Origin of the sequence: Paenibacillus hodogayensis, from assembly GCF_039536325.1 — a bacterium.
GTDB lineage: Bacteria > Bacillota > Bacilli > Paenibacillales > NBRC-103111 > Paenibacillus_AB > Paenibacillus_AB hodogayensis.
This window is the reverse complement of sequence record NZ_BAAAYO010000020.1, coordinates 152,582-173,214: the sequence shown is the minus strand read 5'-3', so window position 1 is coordinate 173,214 and position 20,633 is coordinate 152,582. Positions and strand designations below refer to the sequence as shown.

Here is a 20,633-nt window from a genome sequence, read left to right as displayed (position 1 = left end):
GGACCGCAGGGTCCTGGGAGAGTAGGACGTCGCCAAGCGAACATACAAGCCTTTCCGGTTACCCCGGAGAGGCTTTTTTGTTTTTTAACAGGTTTCTACTTACACATTCAGGTAAAAGTTTGACAGAACGAAGGCGTTGCCGCCAATACCTCCTTTTCCCTGCCGTATTGCCTTGACACGGGAAAAACGCTTTTGATACTATTTCAATAATATTAAAGCAAGTACTACACCAATTATTCTAGGAGGGTTCTTCTCGTGTGGGAAAATAAGTTTGCCAAGGAAGGCTTGACGTTCGACGACGTCCTGCTGATCCCCAGAAAATCGGAAGTGTTCGGGCCACGGGAAGTTGATGTTTCTACCCTTCTGACCAAAAAGCTGAAGCTGAACATTCCGCTCATCAGCGCGGCAATGGATACGGTGACGGAAGCGGCGCTGGCCATCTCTATGGCTCGCGAAGGCGGCTTCGGCATTATTCATAAAAACATGTCGATCGCTCAGCAAGCGGAAGAAGTGGACCGAGTCAAACGTTCGGAAAGCGGCGTTATTACGAATCCGTTCTCGCTTACGCCGGACCATCACGTCTACGAAGCGGAAGAATTGATGAGCAAATACCGGATATCCGGTGTTCCGATCGTGGATGAAGAGAAAAAGCTGGTCGGCATTTTGACGAACCGCGATTTACGGTTTGTTCATGACTATTCCATTAAAATCAAGGACGTAATGACCCACGAGCATCTGGTTACCGCACCAGTCGGTACGACTTTGGCGGAAGCGGAAGTCATTTTGCAGAAGCATAAGATCGAGAAGCTGCCGCTTGTCGACGAATCGAATACGCTCAAAGGCTTAATTACGATTAAGGATATCGAGAAGGCCATCCAGTTTCCGAATGCGGCGAAGGATGCTCAAGGAAGGTTATTGGTCGGGGCGGCCATCGGAGCGTCCAGAGACGCCATGGAGCGCGCCAGCGAGCTCGTCAAAGCGGGGGTCGACGTCATCGCCGTCGATTCGGCTCACGGCCACCATATCAACATCCTGGAGACGGTTCGCAAGCTTCGTCAAGAGTTTCCAGATTTGGTGATCATTGCCGGCAACGTGGCTACTGGAGAAGGTACCCGCGATCTGATCGAAGCCGGTGCTTCCATCGTTAAAGTCGGTATGGGACCGGGCTCGATCTGTACGACGCGCGTCATTGCCGGTATCGGCGTACCGCAAATAACGGCTATCTACGATTGCGCTTCGGTGGCACGGCAGTACGATGTGCCGATTATCGCCGACGGCGGAGTGAAATATTCCGGGGATATTACGAAAGCGATCGCCGCCGGAGCGGATGCTATCATGATCGGTAGCTTGTTCGCGGGCTGCGAAGAAAGCCCGGGTGAATCGGAAATTTTTCAAGGCCGCCGGTTTAAAGTGTATCGCGGCATGGGCTCGATCGGCGCCATGAAGGAAGGCAGCAAGGACCGCTATTTTCAAGAGGGCCAATCCAAGCTCGTTCCGGAAGGCATCGAAGGCCGTGTTCCTTACAAAGGCCCGTTGCACGATACGGTTCATCAGCTCGTAGGCGGCCTCATTCAAGGGATGGGCTACTGCGGCACCCGTACGATCGGGGAGCTGAAGGAAGACACGGAATTCATACGCATTACGGGCTCCGGTCTTAGGGAAAGTCATCCGCATGATGTGCAGATTACGAAGGAAGCTCCTAACTATTCGTTATAATCGACGTAAGGCAATGGCAGGGTGCGGTCGTGCCCTGCCATTTTTTTTCGACATTATTTATCATGTTTTGAGGTAAAATCTGATCCGCATCGTGAAACGGACTGGTGGATGGCTTGAGGGTGTTATATAACTTTTGCCGGCCTGTCCGGGTGTGGTACAATAAAAAATGGACATTCTTTATGCATGATGGACATGCATCTTTTACATACACGAGCAACGGGGGAATCAGGGGAGCATCTTACATACAAGGGAGATGGGACAAGCGTGTTGGGAGCAGGAAATGCAAGGTGGATTCGATGGATAGCAGGGGCCTGTATGGTTACCGTATTGTTTAATGGGCTGCTATTCGTTCAACCGGCCAAGGTGCAGGCCGCCGAGCCGGTCAATTTGAATTTGGAAGCAAAAGCGGCGATCCTGATCGAGGCAACGACGGGACAGGTGCTCTATGAAATGAATGCCGATCAGCCGATGCCTCCGGCCAGCATGTCCAAGATGATGACGGAATATTTGGTCATGGACGCGGTCAAATCGGGAAAAATAAACTGGGATACGATCGTCTCGCCGAGTCAGTACTCCGTCGACGTCATTGGTTCCGGTCAATTGATCGGACCGGGCGAGAAGTATTCGGTTGAAGATTTGTTTGGCGCCATGTCGATTTATTCGGCTAACGATGCGACAGTTGCCTTAGCCGAAGCTATCGGAGGCACTGAGGAAACTTTCGTAAAGATGATGAACGATACGGCGAAGAAATTCGGTTTTAACGAGAAATCATTCTTCATTAACTCCACGGGGCTGTCCCGCGCCGACTTGGGTAAATACGCACCGCCCGGAACCGAGCCGGATACGATGATTACTGCGCGTGATGCCGCTGTGCTCGCCTATCATATCTTGAACGAGCATCCGGAAGTGCTGAAGTTTTCCAGCATTCCGTCCAAAAAGTTCCGTCCCAACGATCCGGCGCCGATGATCAATTGGAACTGGATGCTGGAAGGGAACAAGGATAAACCGAACTTCAAATCCTACGTGTATCAAGGTATGGACGGTCTGAAGACAGGGCATACGTTGGAGGCGGGCTACTGTTTCACGGGAACGGCTAGCCGCAACGGGATGAGGCTCATAAGCGTCGTCATGAACACGCCGTCGGAAGCCAAACGATTCCGGGAGACGCAGAAGCTGCTGGACTATGGCTTCAACACGTTTGAGATGAAATCGGTTCTTCCCGCCAAGAGCGAGGTTGACTCCTTAAAAACGATTGCTGTCAAAAAGGGGATTAAAACGGAAGTACCGGTCGTCACGGCAGATGCTGTCGATTTTGTCGTCAAGAAAGGCGAAACGCCTCTACTGACGATGGAGGCGGCTCCGGGCAAAGAATTGAAAAGCGCTCCGATCCAAACAGGCGATGTGCTTGGTACAGTAAAGGTGAAGATGAACGATATGGAGAAAACGGTCAATCTGATCGCCGCCCAGGATCTGGAGAAGGGCAGTTGGTTCCGGTTAATGATGAGAGGAATCAAAAACTTCTTCGGCGGTATTTTTTCCGGCATCGCCAACGGACTAAAAAACCTATTCTAAACGGGCTGACACGGGTTGTTAATTGCATAGGCTTGATGTACAATGACTCTGTTGGAAACGGTCATGAAAGCAGGGACAGCCTGCTTCATTATGGGAATTACAGCTATTTATATACAGGAGGAATACAAGATGGAAACAGGAACATGGACTGTCAAAAAAGGGATGGCCGAGATGCAAAAAGGCGGCGTCATCATGGACGTTATGAACGCCGAGCAAGCTAAAGTAGCGGAAGCGGCAGGAGCTTGCGCGGTTATGGCTCTGGAACGCGTACCTTCGGATATTCGCGCCGCCGGCGGCGTAGCCCGCATGGCTGATCCTACAGTATTGGAAGAAGTCATGAAAGTGGTAAGCATTCCGGTTATGGCCAAATGCCGGATCGGCCACTATGTAGAAGCACGCGTGCTCGAATCGCTCGGAGCCGACTACATCGACGAAAGCGAAGTGCTGACGCCGGCGGACGAAGTGTATCATATCGGCAAGAACGATTTTACCGTACCGTTTGTCTGCGGCGCCAAAGATATCGGCGAAGCGCTTCGCCGCATCGGCGAAGGAGCAGCCATGATGCGTACGAAAGGCGAGCCTGGAACGGGTAACATTGTAGAAGCGGTCCGTCATATCCGGATCATTAACTCGCAAATCCGCAAAATTCAAAGCATGTCCAAAGACGAGTTGATGACGGAAGCGAAAAACTTGGGCGCTCCTTACGATTTGGTCTTGTACGTTCATGAGAACGGTCGTTTGCCTGTCGTCAATTTCGCAGCCGGCGGCGTAGCAACGCCTTCCGATGCGGCATTGATGATGCATTTGGGCGCAGACGGCGTATTCGTAGGATCCGGTATTTTCAAGTCGGACAACCCGGAGAAATTCGCGAAAGCGATCGTACAAGCAACGACTCATTATACCGATTATGCACTAATTGCCGAAGTTTCCAAAAACCTGGGCGCTCCGATGAAAGGCATCGAGATTTCCAAGCTGGAGGCGTCCCAACGGATGCAAGACCGCGGCTGGTAAGCTAAGAAAGAAGGGTAAGCGATGAGAATTGGCGTTCTTGCCCTGCAAGGGGCGGTGGCGGAACATATCAAGATGATCGAGGCAGCCGGTGCGGAAGGCGTCGTCGTGAAAAGGACGGAACAGCTCGCGGACCTGGACGGCATTATTATTCCGGGCGGGGAAAGCACTACCATCGGCAAGTTGATGCGGGAATACGGCTTCATCGAAGCGGTTCGTTCGTTTAACACGGCAGGCAAACCGGTGTTCGGCACTTGTGCCGGGCTGATCATACTGGCTGACAACATCGTCGGCAACGAGCAGGCGCACCTGTGTCTGATGAATATGAAAGTGCAGCGCAACGCGTTTGGCCGTCAACGGGAAAGCTTTGAAACGGAGCTCTGGATCAAAGGCATTGACGAGCGGGTGCATGCGGTCTTTATCCGCGCCCCGCTGATCAAGGAAGTTGGCCCTGAAGTCGACGTACTGGCGACGCACAATGGGGAAATCGTAGCGGCAAGGCAAGGGACCTTGCTGGCCGCTTCGTTCCATCCCGAGCTGACGAACGATTTCCGGATGCACAGCTATTTTCTCGATATGGTAAAACAGGCGGCCCATTCTTCTTCGAGCACCTAGGCGAATGCCGGGGGTGCTTCTTTTTTGGGATACAGAGCCTCTACGAAGGCTTGCCGGTACCTTCAAGTTGAATATTTGACCGTAGTATAGTACATTATATGGCATAACTTGTACACTAGTTCCCTTTTGGGAGGGGTTTTTGTTGTTTGACGTCAAGCTGTTGCGTAATGAGATTGAACGGGTGAAGGAAACGATGGCCGGGCGGGGCAAATCCGTGGAGGACATCGACCAATTCACCGGTTTGGACGGAAAACGTAGAGAGCTGCTGCAGGAAAGCGAGCAGTTGAAAAATCGCAGAAATACCGTGTCCCAGGAAGTTGCCGCCAAAAAACGCAATGGGGAAGACGCCGAGCCGTTGATCCTGGAGATGCGTCAAGTGAACGATCGCATCAAAGGCCTCGATGAGGAAGTAAGAATACTGGAGGAGCAGTTGAACAAGCTGCTGCTTTCAATACCGAATATGCCTCATCCATCGGTGCCCGTAGGTACTTCCGAAGATGAGAACGTGGAGATGCGCCGTGTCGGCGAAATCCATTCGTTTGCATTCGAGCCTAAAGCCCATTGGGAGCTGGCAGATCGGCTGGGCATTCTTGACTTTGAAGCGGGATCGAAGGTAACCGGATCGCGGTTCGTGTTTTATAAAGGGCTGGGGGCGCGTTTGGAGCGGGCGTTGATCAATTTTATGATGGATCTGCATAGCGACACTCACGGCTACGAGGAAATACTTCCGCCTTATATCGTCAATCGGGACAGTTTGACCGGAACCGGTCAATTGCCCAAGTTCGAAGAGGACGTATTTAAGATCCAGAATACGGATTACTTCCTCATTCCGACTGCAGAGGTGCCCGTTACGAACGTGCATCGCGATGAAATATTGCCGGTTGAGCAGCTGCCGAAATATTATGTCGCGTACAGCGCTTGCTTCCGGTCCGAGGCCGGTTCCGCCGGTCGTGATACGCGTGGACTTATCCGCCAGCATCAATTCAACAAGGTCGAGCTGGTTAAACTGGTTAAGCCGGAGGATTCGTACGACGAGTTGGAGACGTTGACCCAGCATGCAGAGAAGGTGCTTAGTCTGTTGAAGCTTCCTTATCGGGTTTTGACGTTGTGTACGGGTGATTTGGGCTTCTCCTCCGCCAAAACGTACGATTTGGAAGTATGGCTGCCGAACAGCGGCATGTATCGGGAAATTTCATCCTGCAGCAATTTTGAAGACTTCCAGGCGCGGCGCGCTAATATGCGATTCCGTCGCGATGCCAAATCCAAACCGGAATTTCTGCATACGTTGAACGGTTCAGGGCTGGCGGTTGGACGGACGGTGGCGGCGATATTGGAAAACTACCAGCAAGCGGACGGCAGCGTGACCGTGCCCGACGTATTGCAGCCTTACATGAACGGAGTCAAGACGATCTCGGTAAAATAGACTTGCAGAGCGCCCCAATCGTGTGATAAAATGCATGATGATCTTGTTGTCCGATTGGGCGCCTGATTTTTGGAGAGGTGGTCGAGTGGTTGAAGGCTCTGGTCTTGAAAACCAGCGAAGGGGAAACTCTTCCGTGGGTTCGAATCCCACCCTCTCCGGTTAATCTTACTTAGTCCAACTCCACGTATAAAACCACGTCCACCTTCGCACCTTAACAGTGCGGAGGTGTTTTTGTCATGAGCCAAACAAACGTGCTCACAGTCGATCAGAACGAGTTGAAAGAAGCATGGAGCCGTACGCTTCCAACGGTTCTGAACGAATCGGATCAGGCCGAAGTCGTTGCCGACGAGTATAACCCGAGCTCCTTGCGCATCCATATTCGCAGCGCCGGACATTCCATGTATTCGTTCGACTTTCAAGTCACATATGTGGATACCCGGGAAGTCAAAGTGGAACTGGTGGATGCGGAGAAGGCCGAACAGACGGTCGATGAGCGAAATGAAGTCATTCAGCACTTGATCGAAGATTATATTCGTCATATTCACGAATGCGCGCAAGCTTTGAAAAGCTTGACCCACACCTGAAGGAGGCGCGAACGATGACGAAGCGAAAAGCGGCAGATAAAAATTTGCAAAATGTAGTCAAAGATTTGGCGCAGGAACCCGTTAACGCCCATCATGCCCAGCAGCTTCAACAGGATACGAATGATCGCCAGAAGCAGGACCGTCACAATCACGATCAAACGACGGTAACCTAAGAAAGGAGCTACGATCCATGCCCAAAGACATTCCACAACCCGTTAACCCGCCGTCGGGAGCCCAAGAGCGGCGTTCAAGCAAATCGCGGCAGCAAGAGCCGTTATCCGGCTCGAAAAAAACGAAACAGGCCAACCATTCCCGGCATAATAACGGCGAAGGGTAACAGCGAAAAAAGTTTTCCGGCCGACGTATAAAGAAGATATTTAAGGGACAATCTATAATCGACGGTGAAACAAGAGAGGTGTGGTTCCGTTGAACGTTTCAACAGCAACACCTGGCGTGAGGATGCATCCGCAAAATCGCGTCAAGTAAGGATCAGATACCGGACAAGGAAGCGGAGGGGATGTGCCAAAGACACGTTAGCGTGTTCCGGACACATGCGGCAACGATTGGCTGGCTGACAGCGATCGGAGTAACCAAAGCGAAAGTGGAAGGTAACAAATGATTCATACAAACCGTTCACCGTCAAAAAAGGACCCGAGAGGGTCCTTTTTCCTTTGCATCAAAGGTTGATATCGGATAAAAAAGCAAGCAGCGCGTCGGTCAAGCGTTGCGGATGCTCCATCATGCTCATGTGACCGGAACCTTGAATCAAGACTTGAGTTATATTATCTTTATTCACCGAAAACGTTTTGTCCGGTTTGATGATCTGATCGCTTTCTCCGGCTACGAGCAAAATGGGGCAATTAACCGCTTCCAGGACGGCATTGCGGTCGGGTCGGCCCCGCATCGCTTCCAGTGTTCGGATAGCGCCTTCCGTCGTCGTGGTGTAGCCGATTTTTTTGGCGGTCTCGATTTTATCCACCATCGTCTGGACATGCTCAGGCGCGAACAGTTTCGGGATCAATCCGTCCACGAATGGTTGTATTCCAGTGTCGCGGATCGTTTGAATGGACTTTAGCCGGGTTTCTTTGCCTTTGTCATCGTCCGGATAAGCGGTCGAATGGATGAGGCCGTATGCGGTGATCCCGGCCGCGTGCCGCTCTGCGGCGGCCAACGTCACGTATCCGCCTAACGAGTGACCGAACCAGATAGCTTTGGGGATACCAAGGCTTTCAATCAGCTCGGAAATGTCGTCGGCAAACGATTCGATCGGGTATGGGGCCGTCGGAGTACCGGACTGCCCATGTCCGGGCAAATCGGGGACGATTAGCCTCGCTTTTCCGCGAAGCAGCGGTACGATCTCGTCAAAATAAGCGGAGCTGCCGCAAAAGCCGTGCAGCAGTACGACCGGCATGCCTTGACCCTCATCCCGGTAAGCAATATCGATCGCATGTTTGGTCAGCTTTTTAGTTTTCATGGACATTCCTCCCGTATGTATTGTAACCATGCTTACCGAAATGAAACATCTCTATTCATGCAGATTCGGGTACAGAGACGGAATGGAACGAAAGGAGAAAGAAACAAGGACGAGCACAAGCACGGAGCCGGATATTGGGGTAAAAGAAAAAGACGGGCGTCAGCCCGTCTTCATCTATCCATCATATCGGAACGACAGGATTCGAACCTGCGACCTCTTAGTCCCGAACCAAGCGCTCTACCAAGCTGAGCCACGTTCCGTCGATATTACCTGTATCAAATTCGTCAATCGCGCCACGGCGGGATTCGAACCCGCGACGCACAGTTTAGGAAACTGTCGCTCTATCCAACTGAGCTACGGGCGCAAATATTGAAGAGGCAATAGATACTATATCATAAAGTTTACCTCCTGTAAAGTACATGCTCCCCACTCGCCCAGCCAATCGTGTATACTGACATCAAGCGGGAGGGAACGGTTGTGAGCGATTTTTATTTCAAAGCGGAGCGGTATCCGGAAGAGCCAGGTTGTTATTTGATGTTCGATCGGTCGGGCAGGCTGCTGTACGTCGGCAAAGCCGTTAATTTGCGCAAAAGACTCAGCTCTTATTTTCACGGCAAACCGGATCGGGAAAAGACGGCAAGGCTTGTCGCAGAAATCGACGACATCGAAATCATGATCGTACGGAACGAAAATGAAAGCTTGACACTCGAAACCAATCTGATCCAGTACTACTTGCCTCCTTACAATAGGGCGAAAAAACGCGAGCAGTCCGTATACGCGTACATAGCAGCCACCGAAGAAGGGTTGCCGAGACTCTTAGCCGCAGACCGGGAGCGACAGGAGTCGCAGGTCAATGTGCGGCAGCAGTCCAAATCGGCTTTGCTTGGGCCTTATCCGAATCCCGTATTTCGCAATTATGCGTTGGATTTCGTCATCGAGCACTACCGGCTCAGAACGTGCGAGCCGCTGGAGAGCCGGCTGTGCATGCGCTATTACCTGGATAAATGCGGAGGCATCTGCGAGGAGAAGGAGACCGGCAAACAGTACGGCGAGCGGTTGGAGGAGGCGCTGAGCGTACTGTCGGACCCGCGACGAGTGACCGAAGCGATGCAGGACGGCATCGAGCGTTTGTCCGAGCGTCTTCTGTTCGAGAGGGCGAAGGAGCTGCACACACGGCGCAAAGCGCTGCAGAGCATGTTGGAAGAGCAGGCGGTCAATCGACAACGCGATTACAGTCAGTTAGTGGTTTATTTCGGTAACGCTTATCTGTTGGCTGCCCAATTCGAATATGGGATGCTCCGGACACGATTCGTCTGGCTGGCGATGGGCGAAGGGCTCGAGCAGGAAGTCCAAGAAACCTTGTTCGCGCTGCTGCCCGATGCTGGGGAAGCGGAGCTCGTGACGAACGATCGGGAACGGACCGATTCGATCGTTCGACTGGCTTGCCAGCGCGGCCGGAAAGTAAAGGTCGTATTGCCGGTCAAAGGTGCCAAACGGCATTTGCTCCAGCTGTGCGAACGGAATTATCGCTATCGTCTTACTATAGAGTCTTCGTGACAAGGATCGTGTATGCTTGCATTAATTCGACATTATACGACATAAATCTGAAGCTGAATCCAGAGGCTTCCCGTGGGTTAAATCGTACAAATAGTTTGAAATGACTGATGGGGAGCGATACTTGGCCGTATCGGCTTATTTTTTTATTGCGAATAGTCTGTAAATAAATGTATGATATAGGTATTATGGAGTATGTAAAGTAATTCTCGACGGTGGAAAGGATTCATTCTATGCGCCTGATTCCGATGTATATGTGCCAACCTGGTATGAGTCTGGGTAAACCGATTTTTAACCACGAGGGGCAAATATTGGTTGGAGCCCACTTCAAGCTGACCCAATATCCCGCGAAATTCTGAACAAGCGCGGACCTCTCAGTCCAGCCGAGTTCGAAGAGGTGAAAAAGCATCCCGAATATGGCTTTCAGCTGCTGAAGGATGCGCCAGGTATCCCGGTGCTGTCCGCCCAATGCGCGCTCCAGCATCACGAACGGGTGAACGGCAGCGGTTATCCTTATGGCCTAAAGAAGCACGAGACCCATTCGTTCTCCCAATGGATCGGACTGCTCGAAACGTACGATTCGCTAACCCATCCACGAGCCCACCGTGATGCGCTTTTGCCGCATCAGGCGATCGAACTTTTGTACAGCGGAGCCGGAACGTTGTATGATATGGATAAGGTGAAACTGTTTCGCAATAAAGTATCCATATTTCCGCTCGGACTTACCGTCCAACTCAGCTCCGGCGAAAGCGGAATCGTCTCCAAAGTATTCCCTGACTACAAACATCGCCCTGTCGTACGGGTTCTCAAGGACCGTTCCGGGACGACGCTTAAAGAACCTTACGAAATTGACTTGTCCCGGCATCTCAGCATCATGATCGATCGCGTAGGAGAAGCGTCCGCTCAGTAGCCGGTCCCGGGCAAGAAGGGAGTGCGATCCACGTGCATCATGTCGTCGAACTCATACGCGATATTCCGTTATTTCAAGATTTGAGCGAGGCCGAGCTTATCGATATTTCGGCGCTGTTCTACGAACGGAAGTTCAGAAAGAACGAAATCGTTTTTTTGGAAGATCAGCCCGGTGAGGAACTATTCGTCATTGAGTCGGGAACCGTGAAAATTTTCCGGATCGATAATGCCAAGCAAATCACGCTGGCTTTGTTTCGCAGCGGCGATTTTTTTGGTGACATGTCGATTGTAACAAAGGGGGGCACCCGTTCCGCCAACGCCGAGACGTTGGAGGCGAGCGTCATGTACTCCCTGAAACGTTCGACGTTCTACGACTTCATGTCGCGTTCGCCGGGCTTGTGCATGCGCCTGCTGGAAGTGACGATGGATCGGCTGCGCCGGGCGAACGAGCAAATCCACGGCCTGACTTTTCTCGACGTGCGCTCGCGCATTCTGAAGACGATTTACCAGCTGTCCCAGCAGCACGGGGAACGGCGGCAAAACTCGGTGCAAATTTCCGTCAAGCTGACCCACCAGGAGATCGCCAATCTGGTCGGAACAGTCCGTGAATCGGTGACGAAAGTGCTTCAGGAACTTCAGGACGAGAAAATTATTACGATCCGCAACAAGCTGATCTCCATCGAACGGATGGAGGAGCTAGAGCGCAAAATTGTGTATTAAACCGATGGAAGGTGCCGGCATAAAGGCAGCTTCTTTTTTTCGTTAAAACACTCGCCTATTCGACAAAATACGAGTATAATTTGGGCAAATTGATACATAGGACAGGTGCCCGGATGGATATTCAACAATCGATCAAAGCGGATGTTTTGCGCCAAAAAAACGGGGTCGTGTTCATGGCTTTGGCGGCGACTTGTTTACTGGCGGCCTTAAGTATTGCGGCTTTGAACCACGGGGAGAAAATAACGGCGGAGTCGTGGCTTACCATGGGCTTGTTAGTCGGTCTGCTTGGGGTGTTCGGAGTCCTTCATTTTACCAAGCGGTATCCTCACGTCCTCCCTTTTATCGCGATTGTCGGCAATGCCGCGATATCCTTGGTGACCGGGTCGCAAAGCGAATCGATCAGCAATGTGTTCGGCGTCTATTACGGATTGATATTGGCGGCCGTCTATATGAGCGTGTGGCCGACGGTAGTCAGCATGACCATCAGCACCGCTCTGCTTGTTTATTTTGTCGTTACGCAAAACGAAACTCCGGGCATTGCCGGAAATGAAACGGTCCTTTTCGTCTATTACGCGCTCGTGTGCGCCATGCTCATTGCGCTTCTGGCCACGGCGATCCGTATGGCGAAAAAAATGGAGAAGTTCGGCATGGAGGCGGGACAACTTCTAGCGCAGCAAAAGGACGACAAGGAGATGCTGCTGAATACGGCCGCTTCCGTATCGTCCAATATGACGGTTATTGCTGCGGCCAGCGAAGATAGCGGAAGCTCGTTCAGCGAAATGAATGCGGCATTTCAGGAAATCGCCGCAGGAGCCAATATCCAGGTCGATTCTACCATGTCCATTAACCTTGCGGTGCAGGAGACCGGCCGGATGATTACGGAAATGCTCGACTCTCTCGCCGAACTGAAGCGGAAAACGGAAGGAACGAATCGGCACAGTTTGGACGGAAGGGCCAAAATGGATACAATGTTCCGGGCGACGAACGAATTCCAGCAAAGTCTGGGGTCGATGAACGAGGAAATAGCCATTTTGACGGGAACGCTCAGGGAGGTTGGAGCCTTCAATGAATCGATACAGCAAATTGCCCAGCAAACGAACTTGCTGTCGCTGAATGCCGGAATCGAAGCGGCAAGAGCCGGGGAAAGTGGCCGAGGCTTCGCGGTCGTTGCCCAGGAAATACGTAAATTAGCTGACATGAGCGGCCGAGCGGCCGAGGAAATATCCCAGAAGCTATCTGTCGTGACGCGGCAGGCGACCGCTACAAGCGGCAGCATGACGCGGATTGCCGAGCAAATGAAGCAAAATGCGGCGATGACGCTGGATACGCGGGAAACGTTTCAGGAAATCAACGCCTCCATTACCGAGCTCGATGGCATGACGAGCGGCTATCATGATATGATGAGCGCAATCCGTAACGCGAACGGTTCGATCCAGGAATCGACGGAACACTTCGCTTCGGTGAGCGAGCAGTCGTCAGCGACACTCGAGCAGCTGTCGGCTACCCTGGAATCGCTGCTGAAACAAAATATCGAGATTCAGCAGAACATTCGGGAGACGGATCGTGCGATCAAGCAGATCGTGCAATAACCGATTCAGGATGGAGGAGGAGAAAACATGCAATATCGCAGACTAGGCGGCTCGGGCTTGAAGGTAAGCGAAATCAGTCTGGGGAGCTGGCTGACCTACGGCGGATATGTGGAGAAGCAGCGGGCCGTACAGACCATTCAATTGGCCTTGGACTCGGGGATTACGTTTTTTGATACAGCCAATATCTATATGCGAGGCGAGGCGGAGAAGGTTGTCGGCGAGGCGCTGGCAGGCTACCGGCGCGATTCCTACGTATTGGCTACGAAAGTATGGGGACCGATGGGCGATGGCCCGAACGATAGGGGACTGTCGCGCAAACATATGATCGAGCAATGCAACGCTAGTTTAAAACGGCTTGGTCTGGACTATATCGATTTGTATTACTGCCATAGTCCGGATGCGACGACGCCCCTCGAAGAGACGCTGCGGGCGATGGACGATCTGATCCGGCAAGGCAAAGTGCTTTACGCGGGAGTCAGCAACTGGACCGCGGCGATGATGACGGAAGCGGTACATATTGCGGATCGCAAGCTTCTGGACCGGATTGTGGCCAGCCAGCCTCCTTACAGCTTGCTGCGGCGGGATATCGAGAAGGAGATCATTCCGGTCGGGCTGAAGTACGGAATCGGACAAGTCGTGTATTCTCCGTTGGCGCAGGGAGTGCTTTCGGGCAAATACAAGCCGGCGACCGATGTGCCGCAGGACAGCCGGGCGGCGGACGAACGCGGCAAGCAATCCATCCAGCGGTATTTGACGGAGCCCAACCTGGACAAGGTGGAGCAGCTTCGCGGTATTGCCGAGCAGCTCGGGCTGACCCTTCCACAACTGGCTCTCGCTTGGGTGCTGCGTCAGCCGAACGTATCCAGCGCGATTATCGGGGCGAGCCGTCCGGAGCAGGTGACGGAAAATGTGAAAGCTTCCGGAATCGTCATTCCCGACGATGCGTTGACCGCTATAGACGGGGTGCTGCAGTAAAAACCGCTTACGATACTGTGCTGTGGATAAGAAGCGGGTAGAAGACTCTGTCTACCGTTGTGCCGAGGGCTGTGGGCATTCGGTCGGGTTATGGCATGCAAGAAAGAAGAAGCCGGGTTCCTTCACGAAGCCCCCCTCGTATGATGGACATTAGGATCGACCTTACCGGTTATCCGAATTCCTTGCAGGGGGAAGCACTTCATGAAGGGGCCCGGCTTTTGGTTGGGAGCGTTATGCGAGGCTTCGGTCAACAAGTTCCGTTCACGTCTCGGCCGATCCGGCGCCAGTATCGGGTGCTGCAGACTTACGACTGCGAAGCCCGCGAAAAAAATCGGTCAACAGCGCCGAACACTGCTCCCTTAGCACGTCGGGCACAAGCTCGGCGCGGTGATTGAACCGATCCTCCTGCACGAGATTCATCAGCGTTCCGGTGCAGCCTGCCTTCGGATCGGGCGTGCCGTACACGACTGTCTTAACGCGGGATTGTACGATTGCGCCCGCGCACATCGGGCAAGGCTCGAGCGTCACGTACAGCGTGCAGTCGAGCAGTCGCCAGGCGCCCAGAACCTCGCTCGCCTGACGGATTGCGATCATCTCGGCGTGAGCGGTCGGATCGAGCGTCGTTTCCCGCAAATTATAGCCCCGGGCGATGACCTCCCCGTCTTTTACGATCACGGCTCCGATCGGCACTTCGCGCAGCTCGGCTGCTTTTCTGGCCTCCTTGATCGCTTCCTCCATCCACAGCTCATGCTCGTTCATCCGACCAATCCTTTCTGTTGTTTTGCCTATGTGAACAAGTGCGAACGTCCATTCTGTTAACATGTTGTGGATAACATTGTGGACAACTATATCGATCCTGTATATAACCGTCCTCCGGATGGGGATAAAGGTCTGCTTTTCGTAAAGTCGACCCCCATCATTGTATGGTAACCGATACGTCGAAGCAAGCGGGGAACCGTTCGATTTTAAAAGCGAGGGGCAAATTCGAATATTCAGATATGTTATTAACTTGTGGATAACTGTCGGAAATATAGAGGATAATGTTGTTCTTTGTTGTTGATAAACTGTGGACGAGAGAGAAGCGGCGTGTAAATATCGGCATTAAGAAGCCGAATTGGCAGTCGTTTCAAGCCGCTGCCGTCATTGTATATCGTTCTGCCGTGCTATATAATGATGGGAGTATTCAGTTTGAAGGATGAGGAGTTGTATCGTTTCATGGCACTGAAGGCAGGCATTGTCGGGCTTCCCAACGTAGGGAAATCCACCTTGTTCAACGCAATTACACAGGCGGGGGCCGAATCGGCCAATTATCCGTTTTGTACGATAGATCCGAATGTCGGCGTGGTGGAGGTGCCGGACGACCGTTTGCAGAAATTGGCCGACATCGTCGTTCCCAACCGCATCGTTCCGACCGCTTTTGAGTTCGTCGATATTGCCGGTCTTGTAAAAGGGGCGAGCAAAGGCGAAGGGCTCGGCAACAAATTTCTCGCTCATATTCGCGAGGTGGACGCGATCGTGCATGTAGTCCGCTGCTTTCAGGACGAGAACATCACGCACGTTTCGGGAAAGGTCGATCCGATCAGCGACATTGAGACGATAAACCTGGAGCTGATTCTTGCCGATATCGAGTCCGTGGAGAAACGAATCGACCGCTCGCGCAAAAATATGAAGGGCGGGGACAAGAAATACGCCCAGGAAGTGGAAGTGCTCGAACGGGTTAAGGAAGCTTTGTACGAAGATAAGCCGGCCCGCAGCGTCGAGCTGAACGATGAAGAGAAGACGCTGGTACGCGATCTTCACCTGCTGACGATGAAGCCTGTGCTGTATGCGGCGAATGTAAGCGAAGCGGAGGCAGCCAATGCCGAAGGCAATCCGTATGTCGCCAAGGTGCGCGAATATGCGGCTATCGGCGGAGCGGAGGTCGTTCCGATCAGCGCGAAGGTGGAGTCGGAGATTGCCGAGCTGGAAGGCGAAGACAAGGATATGTTTCTGGAGGAGCTCGGCTTGACGGAGTCGGGGCTGAATCGGCTTATTCGGGCCGCTTACAAGCTGCTTGGGCTGTATACGTATTTTACGGCCGGCGTGCAGGAGGTAAGAGCCTGGACGATTCGCAAGGGGACGAAGGCGCCACAGGCGGCAGCCGTTATCCATACCGACTTCGAACGAGGCTTTATCCGCGCGGAAGTGGTCGGGTACGACGATCTCGTTGCCAGCGGATCGATGAACGCAGCGAAGGAAAAAGGCCAGCTTCGTCTGGAAGGCAAAGAATATACGGTGCAGGACGGCGACGTTATGCATTTCCGTTTTAATGTATAGGAATGTGGAGATCATCAAGGAATAGACAGGATGGAGGTGAAGGCTTATGTTGGATCGGCTGCAAGCATTGGCGAACCGGTATGAGAAGCTCAGCGAGCTGCTCTGCGATCCGGATGTCGTGAACGATTCGAAACGGCTCCGCGAATATTCCAAGGAACAGTCGGGACTGCAAGAACCTTATCAGGCTTATGTGGAATATAAGAGCGTTGTGGAGCAATACGAAGCGGCCAAACAGATGCAGGGCGAAAAGATGGACGACGAGATGCGGGAGCTCGTCAAGCTGGAGCTGGATGAGCTGGCGGAGCGCAAGGAGCATCTGGAGGCGTCTATCCAACTGCTGCTGCTGCCGAAGGACCCTAACGACGATAAAAACGTGATTTTGGAAATCCGCGGCGCGGCCGGAGGCGACGAGGCAGCTTTGTTTGCGGGCGATTTGTACCGGATGTACAGCCGGTATGCCGACGGGCAGGGCTGGCGTACGGAAGTGCTCGATTCGAGCGTAAGCGATCTCGGTGGCTTCAAGGAAATCGTGTTCATGATCAGCGGTAATGGCGCATACAGCAAGCTCAAGTTCGAAAGCGGCGCCCATCGCGTGCAGCGTATACCGACGACGGAATCCGGCGGACGTATTCATACGTCGACTTCGACTGTGGCGGTTATGCCGGAAGCCGAGGAGATCGAGGTGGAAATCCACGAAAACGATATTCGCGTCGATACGTTCTGCTCCAGCGGTCCGGGAGGGCAGTCCGTCAATACGACGAAATCGGCAGTCCGAATCGTGCATCTGCCTACCGGCATCGTCGTATCGTGTCAGGACGGCAAATCGCAAAACTCGAACAAAGAGAAGGCCATGCAGGTGCTTCGGGCGAGAATCTACGATAAGCTCAAGCAGGAAGAGGACGCCAAGTATGCCGGCGAGCGCAGAAGCAAAGTCGGGACCGGAGATCGCAGTGAACGGATTCGGACATATAACTTTCCACAAAGCCGCATAACGGATCACCGGATCGGTCTGACGCTGCATAAGTTGGATCAGGTGCTGAACGGTGATCTGGAAGAAATTATATCGGCGCTTACGCTGGAAGCCCAGTCGGAGCTGCTGGAAAAAGGGGAGTAACAAGGTCATGAGCGATGCGGATAAAAATACGGGAAGCGGGACCGACGGTTTTGACGGATCAGCGTCTGGCTCGTGGAGTTCGGACAGCCGAATGCCCCGAACTCCCGGCCCGGGTCCGGCTGTCGCAATGACCATTCGGGAAGCCTGTTTGCAGGCTTCTTCTTTTTTACGTCACCGCGGGGTGGAAGAGGATACGGATTCCGCGGAATGGCTGCTCGAGCATCTGCTGGGCTGCAGCCGCAGCGAGCTATTCCTGCGCTGGAACGAGCCGTTTCCGGAATCGTACGGGACAATTTGGCAGCATATGCTGGAGCGCAGAGCCCAAGGCGAACCGGCGCAGTACATTACCGGCGAGCAAGAGTTTTACGGTCTGCCGTTCCGGGTTACGCCCGCCGTTCTTATTCCCCGCCCGGAGACGGAGCTGCTGGTGGAGAAGGCGGTGGAGATCGGTAAAAAGCTGTGGCCGGCGGGAAGTCCGCTATTTGCCGATATAGGTTGCGGGAGCGGCGCGATCGCCGTCACTACAGCCGTAAAATGTTCCTCGTGGAACATTTCGGCTTCCGATATATCTCCGGATGCGCTAGAAGTAGCCCGCTCCAATGCGGCTTTGAATGAAGTAGGAGAGCGGATAACCTTCTTTCGGGGAGATCTACTTGAAGCCTATATCAAGGGACGGTTAATCATCGACATCCTGATTTCCAATCCTCCGTATATCGAGTCGGGAGACATTCCCTTATTGCAGCGTGAGGTAAGGCTGCACGAGCCTCTACTTGCCTTGGACGGTGGGCCGGACGGACTGATGTTTTATCGCCGGATCGTCGAGCAGATCGGTCTATTGCCGGCTCCTCCCGCTCTGATCGGTTTTGAGCTTGGGCAAGGACAGGCGCGTTCCGTTGAAGAGCTTGTCCGGCAGAGTGGTTACTGGAGTGAAACGCTTATTGTCTCCGACTATGCCGGCATCGAGCGTCATGTGATAGGCTGGCGGGAAAATTAATAGATTGCTAGGTTTAAGACCCCTCGCGTCTGCCCATACTGGGTAGCAGGAAGACGAAAGAGGGGTTATGGACATGGTTAAACGGTTATCGCTTCGCACTTATTTCCTTGTTGCCTTTGCATTGGTCATCATGATGACTTGCTGGGAATCGAACCGCACTCAAGCCGCCGTACTCGATCCGGGAATTCCCCAGGAATCGATTCGGCTTCGCATATTGGCCAACTCGGACGCTCCGAACGATCAATGGATCAAGCGTCTGCTGCGCGACGAGGTTATCCGCCAAATGAGCCTGTGGGTGACCGAGCCGCAAGGGATTGAAGTTGCGCGCGGTGCCGTTACGGATCATATATCCGATCTGGAAGCGCTCGTGGGTGAAGTGCTTGCCCAAAACGGTTACAACTACGATTACACGGTGGAGCTGGGCCAAGTGCCTTTTCCTACTAAAATATATGGCAATAAAGTATATCCCGCCGGCGACTATGAAGCGCTGCGCATAACGCTCGGCAAAGGCGAGGGGCAAAACTGGTGGTGCGTGCTGTTCCCGCCGTTATGCTTCGTGGACGGCAACGCTGGAGTGGCAGTTGCCAAGAAAACCACGGATACGGTCAAGAAAGCATCTGCCGAACCTTCGGTGCAGCCGGCACCGGCCGCAAACGAAGGACAGCAGGTCGAAGTCAAATTTTTCTTGTGGGACGTTATCGTAAAAGCTGTCGGATTCGTAAAAGGATTAATTGCTTAATGCCCTTATACCAGATCTATGGCGAGGATGCGGATGAACCGTATCCTCGTTGTCGTTTAAGGAGGAGGCAAAGGCCGGCTACTCGTTCTTTGTCGGGGTACTGGAACTGGCTGGATGGCGTGACAGGATTCAGGGTTCCGCGCTATAATGGCTTGGATATTAATTAAAGGGGCGTACGGTGAGGACTGGCCAATAGCCGGAACCTCCCTACGCAGCGAGCAAAGGGATGAAGAAGCATGACAAAACTATGGAAAGCGGAGGGAAATGGGACCTTTCTGTCATCAGCCATAGCCGAAGCGGGAGTGGTTATCGCTAGGGGCGGCACGGTTGCATTTCCTACGGAAACGGTATACGGCTTGGGGGCGGATGCAGGCAATACGGAAGCGGTAGAGGCCATATTTGCTGCTAAAGGCAGACCGTCGGACAATCCATTGATTGTTCATATTGCGAATATCGGGCAGTTGGACCTCTTGGTCGAGGAGGTTGATGCCACGTCGCGTCTGCTGATGGAGCGGTTCTGGCCGGGCCCGTTAACGCTGGTGCTGCCGGTGAAGGTCGGGGCTGTCTCGGCGCGAGTGACCGCGGGCTTGCCCACGATCGCAGTACGCATGCCCGACCATCCGGTGGCGCTTGGCGTGATCCGCGCCGCGGGCTGCCCGGTGGCGGCTCCCAGCGCGAACCGTTCCGGCCGGCCGAGTCCGACGTTGGCGGAGCACGTCCGCACCGACCTGGACGGGCGGATCGACGGTATTGTCGATGGAGGCCCGACCGGTGTCGGAGTAGAGTCGTCGGTCGTTGTGGTGGAGGAAGGAGGACGGCTTGTTCGACTTTTGCGCCCTGGCGGGATAACCGTAGACGATCTGAAGGCTGCGGTGCCCGAGGCGCAAATAGCCTTCGAGGCGGTTTCGGAAGTGACAGAGGCTCCCCGATCGCCGGGAATGAAATATACCCACTACGCACCGCGCGGCAGGCTCGTTGTCGTACAGGGAAGCGAAAGGCTTCGCACGGAATGGGTTCGCGAAGCGGTTGCCGACGCTAAGCGCGCTGGGGACCGCACCGGCGTCCTTACTGTCGCGGAACGCGCTTCTCTGTATGAGGCCGATCTGGTCGTCGGCTGCGGCCGTGAGGATCGAATGGAAACAGTCGCGCAGGAGCTGTACGCCGCGCTTCGCCGGTTTGACGATAACGGCATTACGTATATCGTCGCCGAGGGGTACGAATCGGCCGAAGGTATCGGTCTAGCCGTTCTGAACCGGCTGATCAAGGCGGCCGGCAATCAGCTCATACGAATTGGAGAGAGCGAAAGCTGAATGTTTCCCTGTTTGTCCGCA

19 protein-coding genes and 3 tRNA genes are annotated in these 20,633 nt (G+C 53.4%); 18 read left to right on the top strand and 4 right to left on the bottom strand.

Annotated features, from left to right (window positions below; translation table 11 throughout):
* Nucleotides 1-255 precede the first annotated feature (255 nt).
* The 8 genes from guaB to ABD796_RS33115 all read left to right on the top strand — a co-directional run bounded on the left by guaB (nt 256) and on the right by ABD796_RS33115 (nt 7,091).
* Nucleotides 256-1,716 (top strand): IMP dehydrogenase, encoded by a 1,461-nt coding sequence (gene guaB / locus ABD796_RS33150; protein WP_344916596.1) that lies wholly within the window; start codon nt 256-258, stop codon nt 1,714-1,716.
* A gap of 315 nt (nt 1,717-2,031) precedes the next feature.
* Nucleotides 2,032-3,288, top strand: a complete 1,257-nt coding sequence (locus ABD796_RS33145; protein WP_344916594.1) for a D-alanyl-D-alanine carboxypeptidase family protein — start codon at nt 2,032-2,034, stop codon at nt 3,286-3,288.
* A gap of 129 nt (nt 3,289-3,417) precedes the next feature.
* A complete protein-coding gene (gene pdxS / locus ABD796_RS33140) occupies nt 3,418-4,299 on the top strand; it encodes a pyridoxal 5'-phosphate synthase lyase subunit PdxS (protein ID WP_344916592.1) in 882 nt (293 codons plus the stop codon).
* 21 nt (nt 4,300-4,320) lie between these two features.
* Complete coding sequence (pdxT, locus tag ABD796_RS33135) at nt 4,321-4,911, top strand: pyridoxal 5'-phosphate synthase glutaminase subunit PdxT (RefSeq protein WP_344916590.1); 591 nt, start codon at nt 4,321-4,323, stop codon at nt 4,909-4,911.
* Nucleotides 4,912-5,053: 142 nt separating this feature from the next.
* Nucleotides 5,054-6,334: a serine--tRNA ligase gene (gene serS, locus ABD796_RS33130; protein WP_344916588.1), complete on the top strand. Its 1,281-nt coding sequence runs from the start codon at nt 5,054-5,056 to the stop codon at nt 6,332-6,334.
* 71 nt (nt 6,335-6,405) lie between these two features.
* Nucleotides 6,406-6,492: transfer RNA gene (locus tag ABD796_RS33125), tRNA-Ser, on the top strand.
* 78 nt (nt 6,493-6,570) lie between these two features.
* Nucleotides 6,571-6,918 (top strand): hypothetical protein, encoded by a 348-nt coding sequence (locus ABD796_RS33120; protein ID WP_344916586.1) that lies wholly within the window; start codon nt 6,571-6,573, stop codon nt 6,916-6,918.
* 14 nt (nt 6,919-6,932) lie between these two features.
* On the top strand, nt 6,933-7,091 hold the full coding sequence (locus ABD796_RS33115; protein WP_344916584.1) for a hypothetical protein: 159 nt from the start codon (nt 6,933-6,935) through the stop codon (nt 7,089-7,091).
* Between the two features lie 503 nt (nt 7,092-7,594).
* On the opposite strand, the gene ABD796_RS33105 is transcribed toward ABD796_RS33115, so the two are convergent.
* The 3 genes from ABD796_RS33105 to ABD796_RS33095 form a co-directional block, all read right to left on the bottom strand.
* The gene (locus ABD796_RS33105) at nt 7,595-8,392 is read right to left on the bottom strand and encodes an alpha/beta fold hydrolase (RefSeq protein ID WP_344916580.1); all 798 of its coding nucleotides are present in this window, start codon (nt 8,390-8,392) and stop codon (nt 7,595-7,597) included.
* A 186-nt stretch (nt 8,393-8,578) separates the two neighbouring features.
* Nucleotides 8,579-8,652 (bottom strand) — tRNA-Pro (locus tag ABD796_RS33100).
* A 29-nt stretch (nt 8,653-8,681) separates the two neighbouring features.
* Nucleotides 8,682-8,756 (bottom strand) — tRNA-Arg (locus ABD796_RS33095).
* A gap of 113 nt (nt 8,757-8,869) precedes the next feature.
* On the opposite strand from ABD796_RS33095, the gene ABD796_RS33090 reads away from it, so the two are divergent.
* The 5 genes from ABD796_RS33090 (at nt 8,870) to ABD796_RS33070 (ending at nt 14,139) form a co-directional block, all read left to right on the top strand.
* Entirely contained in the window at nt 8,870-9,949 is a 1,080-nt protein-coding gene (locus tag ABD796_RS33090; protein ID WP_344916578.1) for a GIY-YIG nuclease family protein, read from the top strand.
* A gap of 307 nt (nt 9,950-10,256) precedes the next feature.
* Entirely contained in the window at nt 10,257-10,856 is a 600-nt protein-coding gene (locus ABD796_RS33085) for an HD-GYP domain-containing protein (protein ID WP_344916621.1), read from the top strand.
* A 32-nt stretch (nt 10,857-10,888) separates the two neighbouring features.
* Nucleotides 10,889-11,575, top strand: coding sequence for a Crp/Fnr family transcriptional regulator (locus tag ABD796_RS33080; protein WP_344916576.1), 687 nt, complete (start codon nt 10,889-10,891; stop codon nt 11,573-11,575).
* Between the two features lie 113 nt (nt 11,576-11,688).
* Nucleotides 11,689-13,164, top strand: a complete 1,476-nt coding sequence (locus ABD796_RS33075) for a methyl-accepting chemotaxis protein (RefSeq protein WP_344916574.1) — start codon at nt 11,689-11,691, stop codon at nt 13,162-13,164.
* Between the two features lie 27 nt (nt 13,165-13,191).
* Nucleotides 13,192-14,139, top strand: coding sequence for an aldo/keto reductase family protein (locus ABD796_RS33070; protein WP_344916573.1), 948 nt, complete (start codon nt 13,192-13,194; stop codon nt 14,137-14,139).
* 261 nt (nt 14,140-14,400) lie between these two features.
* On the opposite strand, the gene tadA is transcribed toward ABD796_RS33070, so the two are convergent.
* Nucleotides 14,401-14,898, bottom strand: a complete 498-nt coding sequence (tadA, locus tag ABD796_RS33065) for a tRNA adenosine(34) deaminase TadA (protein ID WP_344916572.1) — start codon at nt 14,896-14,898, stop codon at nt 14,401-14,403.
* A 456-nt stretch (nt 14,899-15,354) separates the two neighbouring features.
* Here tadA and ychF point away from each other — a divergent pair, with 456 nt between their 5' ends.
* The 5 genes from ychF to ABD796_RS33040 all read left to right on the top strand — a co-directional run bounded on the left by ychF (nt 15,355) and on the right by ABD796_RS33040 (nt 20,612).
* On the top strand, nt 15,355-16,455 hold the full coding sequence (gene ychF, locus ABD796_RS33060; protein WP_344916570.1) for a redox-regulated ATPase YchF: 1,101 nt from the start codon (nt 15,355-15,357) through the stop codon (nt 16,453-16,455).
* A gap of 46 nt (nt 16,456-16,501) precedes the next feature.
* Nucleotides 16,502-17,569 (top strand): peptide chain release factor 1, encoded by a 1,068-nt coding sequence (gene prfA, locus ABD796_RS33055; protein ID WP_344916567.1) that lies wholly within the window; start codon nt 16,502-16,504, stop codon nt 17,567-17,569.
* A 91-nt stretch (nt 17,570-17,660) separates the two neighbouring features.
* Nucleotides 17,661-18,563, top strand: coding sequence for a peptide chain release factor N(5)-glutamine methyltransferase (gene prmC, locus ABD796_RS33050; protein WP_344916619.1), 903 nt, complete (start codon nt 17,661-17,663; stop codon nt 18,561-18,563).
* A 73-nt stretch (nt 18,564-18,636) separates the two neighbouring features.
* Nucleotides 18,637-19,302 carry a stage II sporulation protein R gene (gene spoIIR / locus ABD796_RS33045; RefSeq protein WP_344916565.1) on the top strand — a complete coding sequence of 222 codons (666 nt, stop codon included), beginning with the start codon at nt 18,637-18,639 and terminating at the stop codon, nt 19,300-19,302.
* Nucleotides 19,303-19,538: 236 nt separating this feature from the next.
* Nucleotides 19,539-20,612: an L-threonylcarbamoyladenylate synthase gene (locus ABD796_RS33040; protein WP_344916563.1), complete on the top strand. Its 1,074-nt coding sequence runs from the start codon at nt 19,539-19,541 to the stop codon at nt 20,610-20,612.
* Nucleotides 20,613-20,633: the final 21 nt, after the last annotated feature.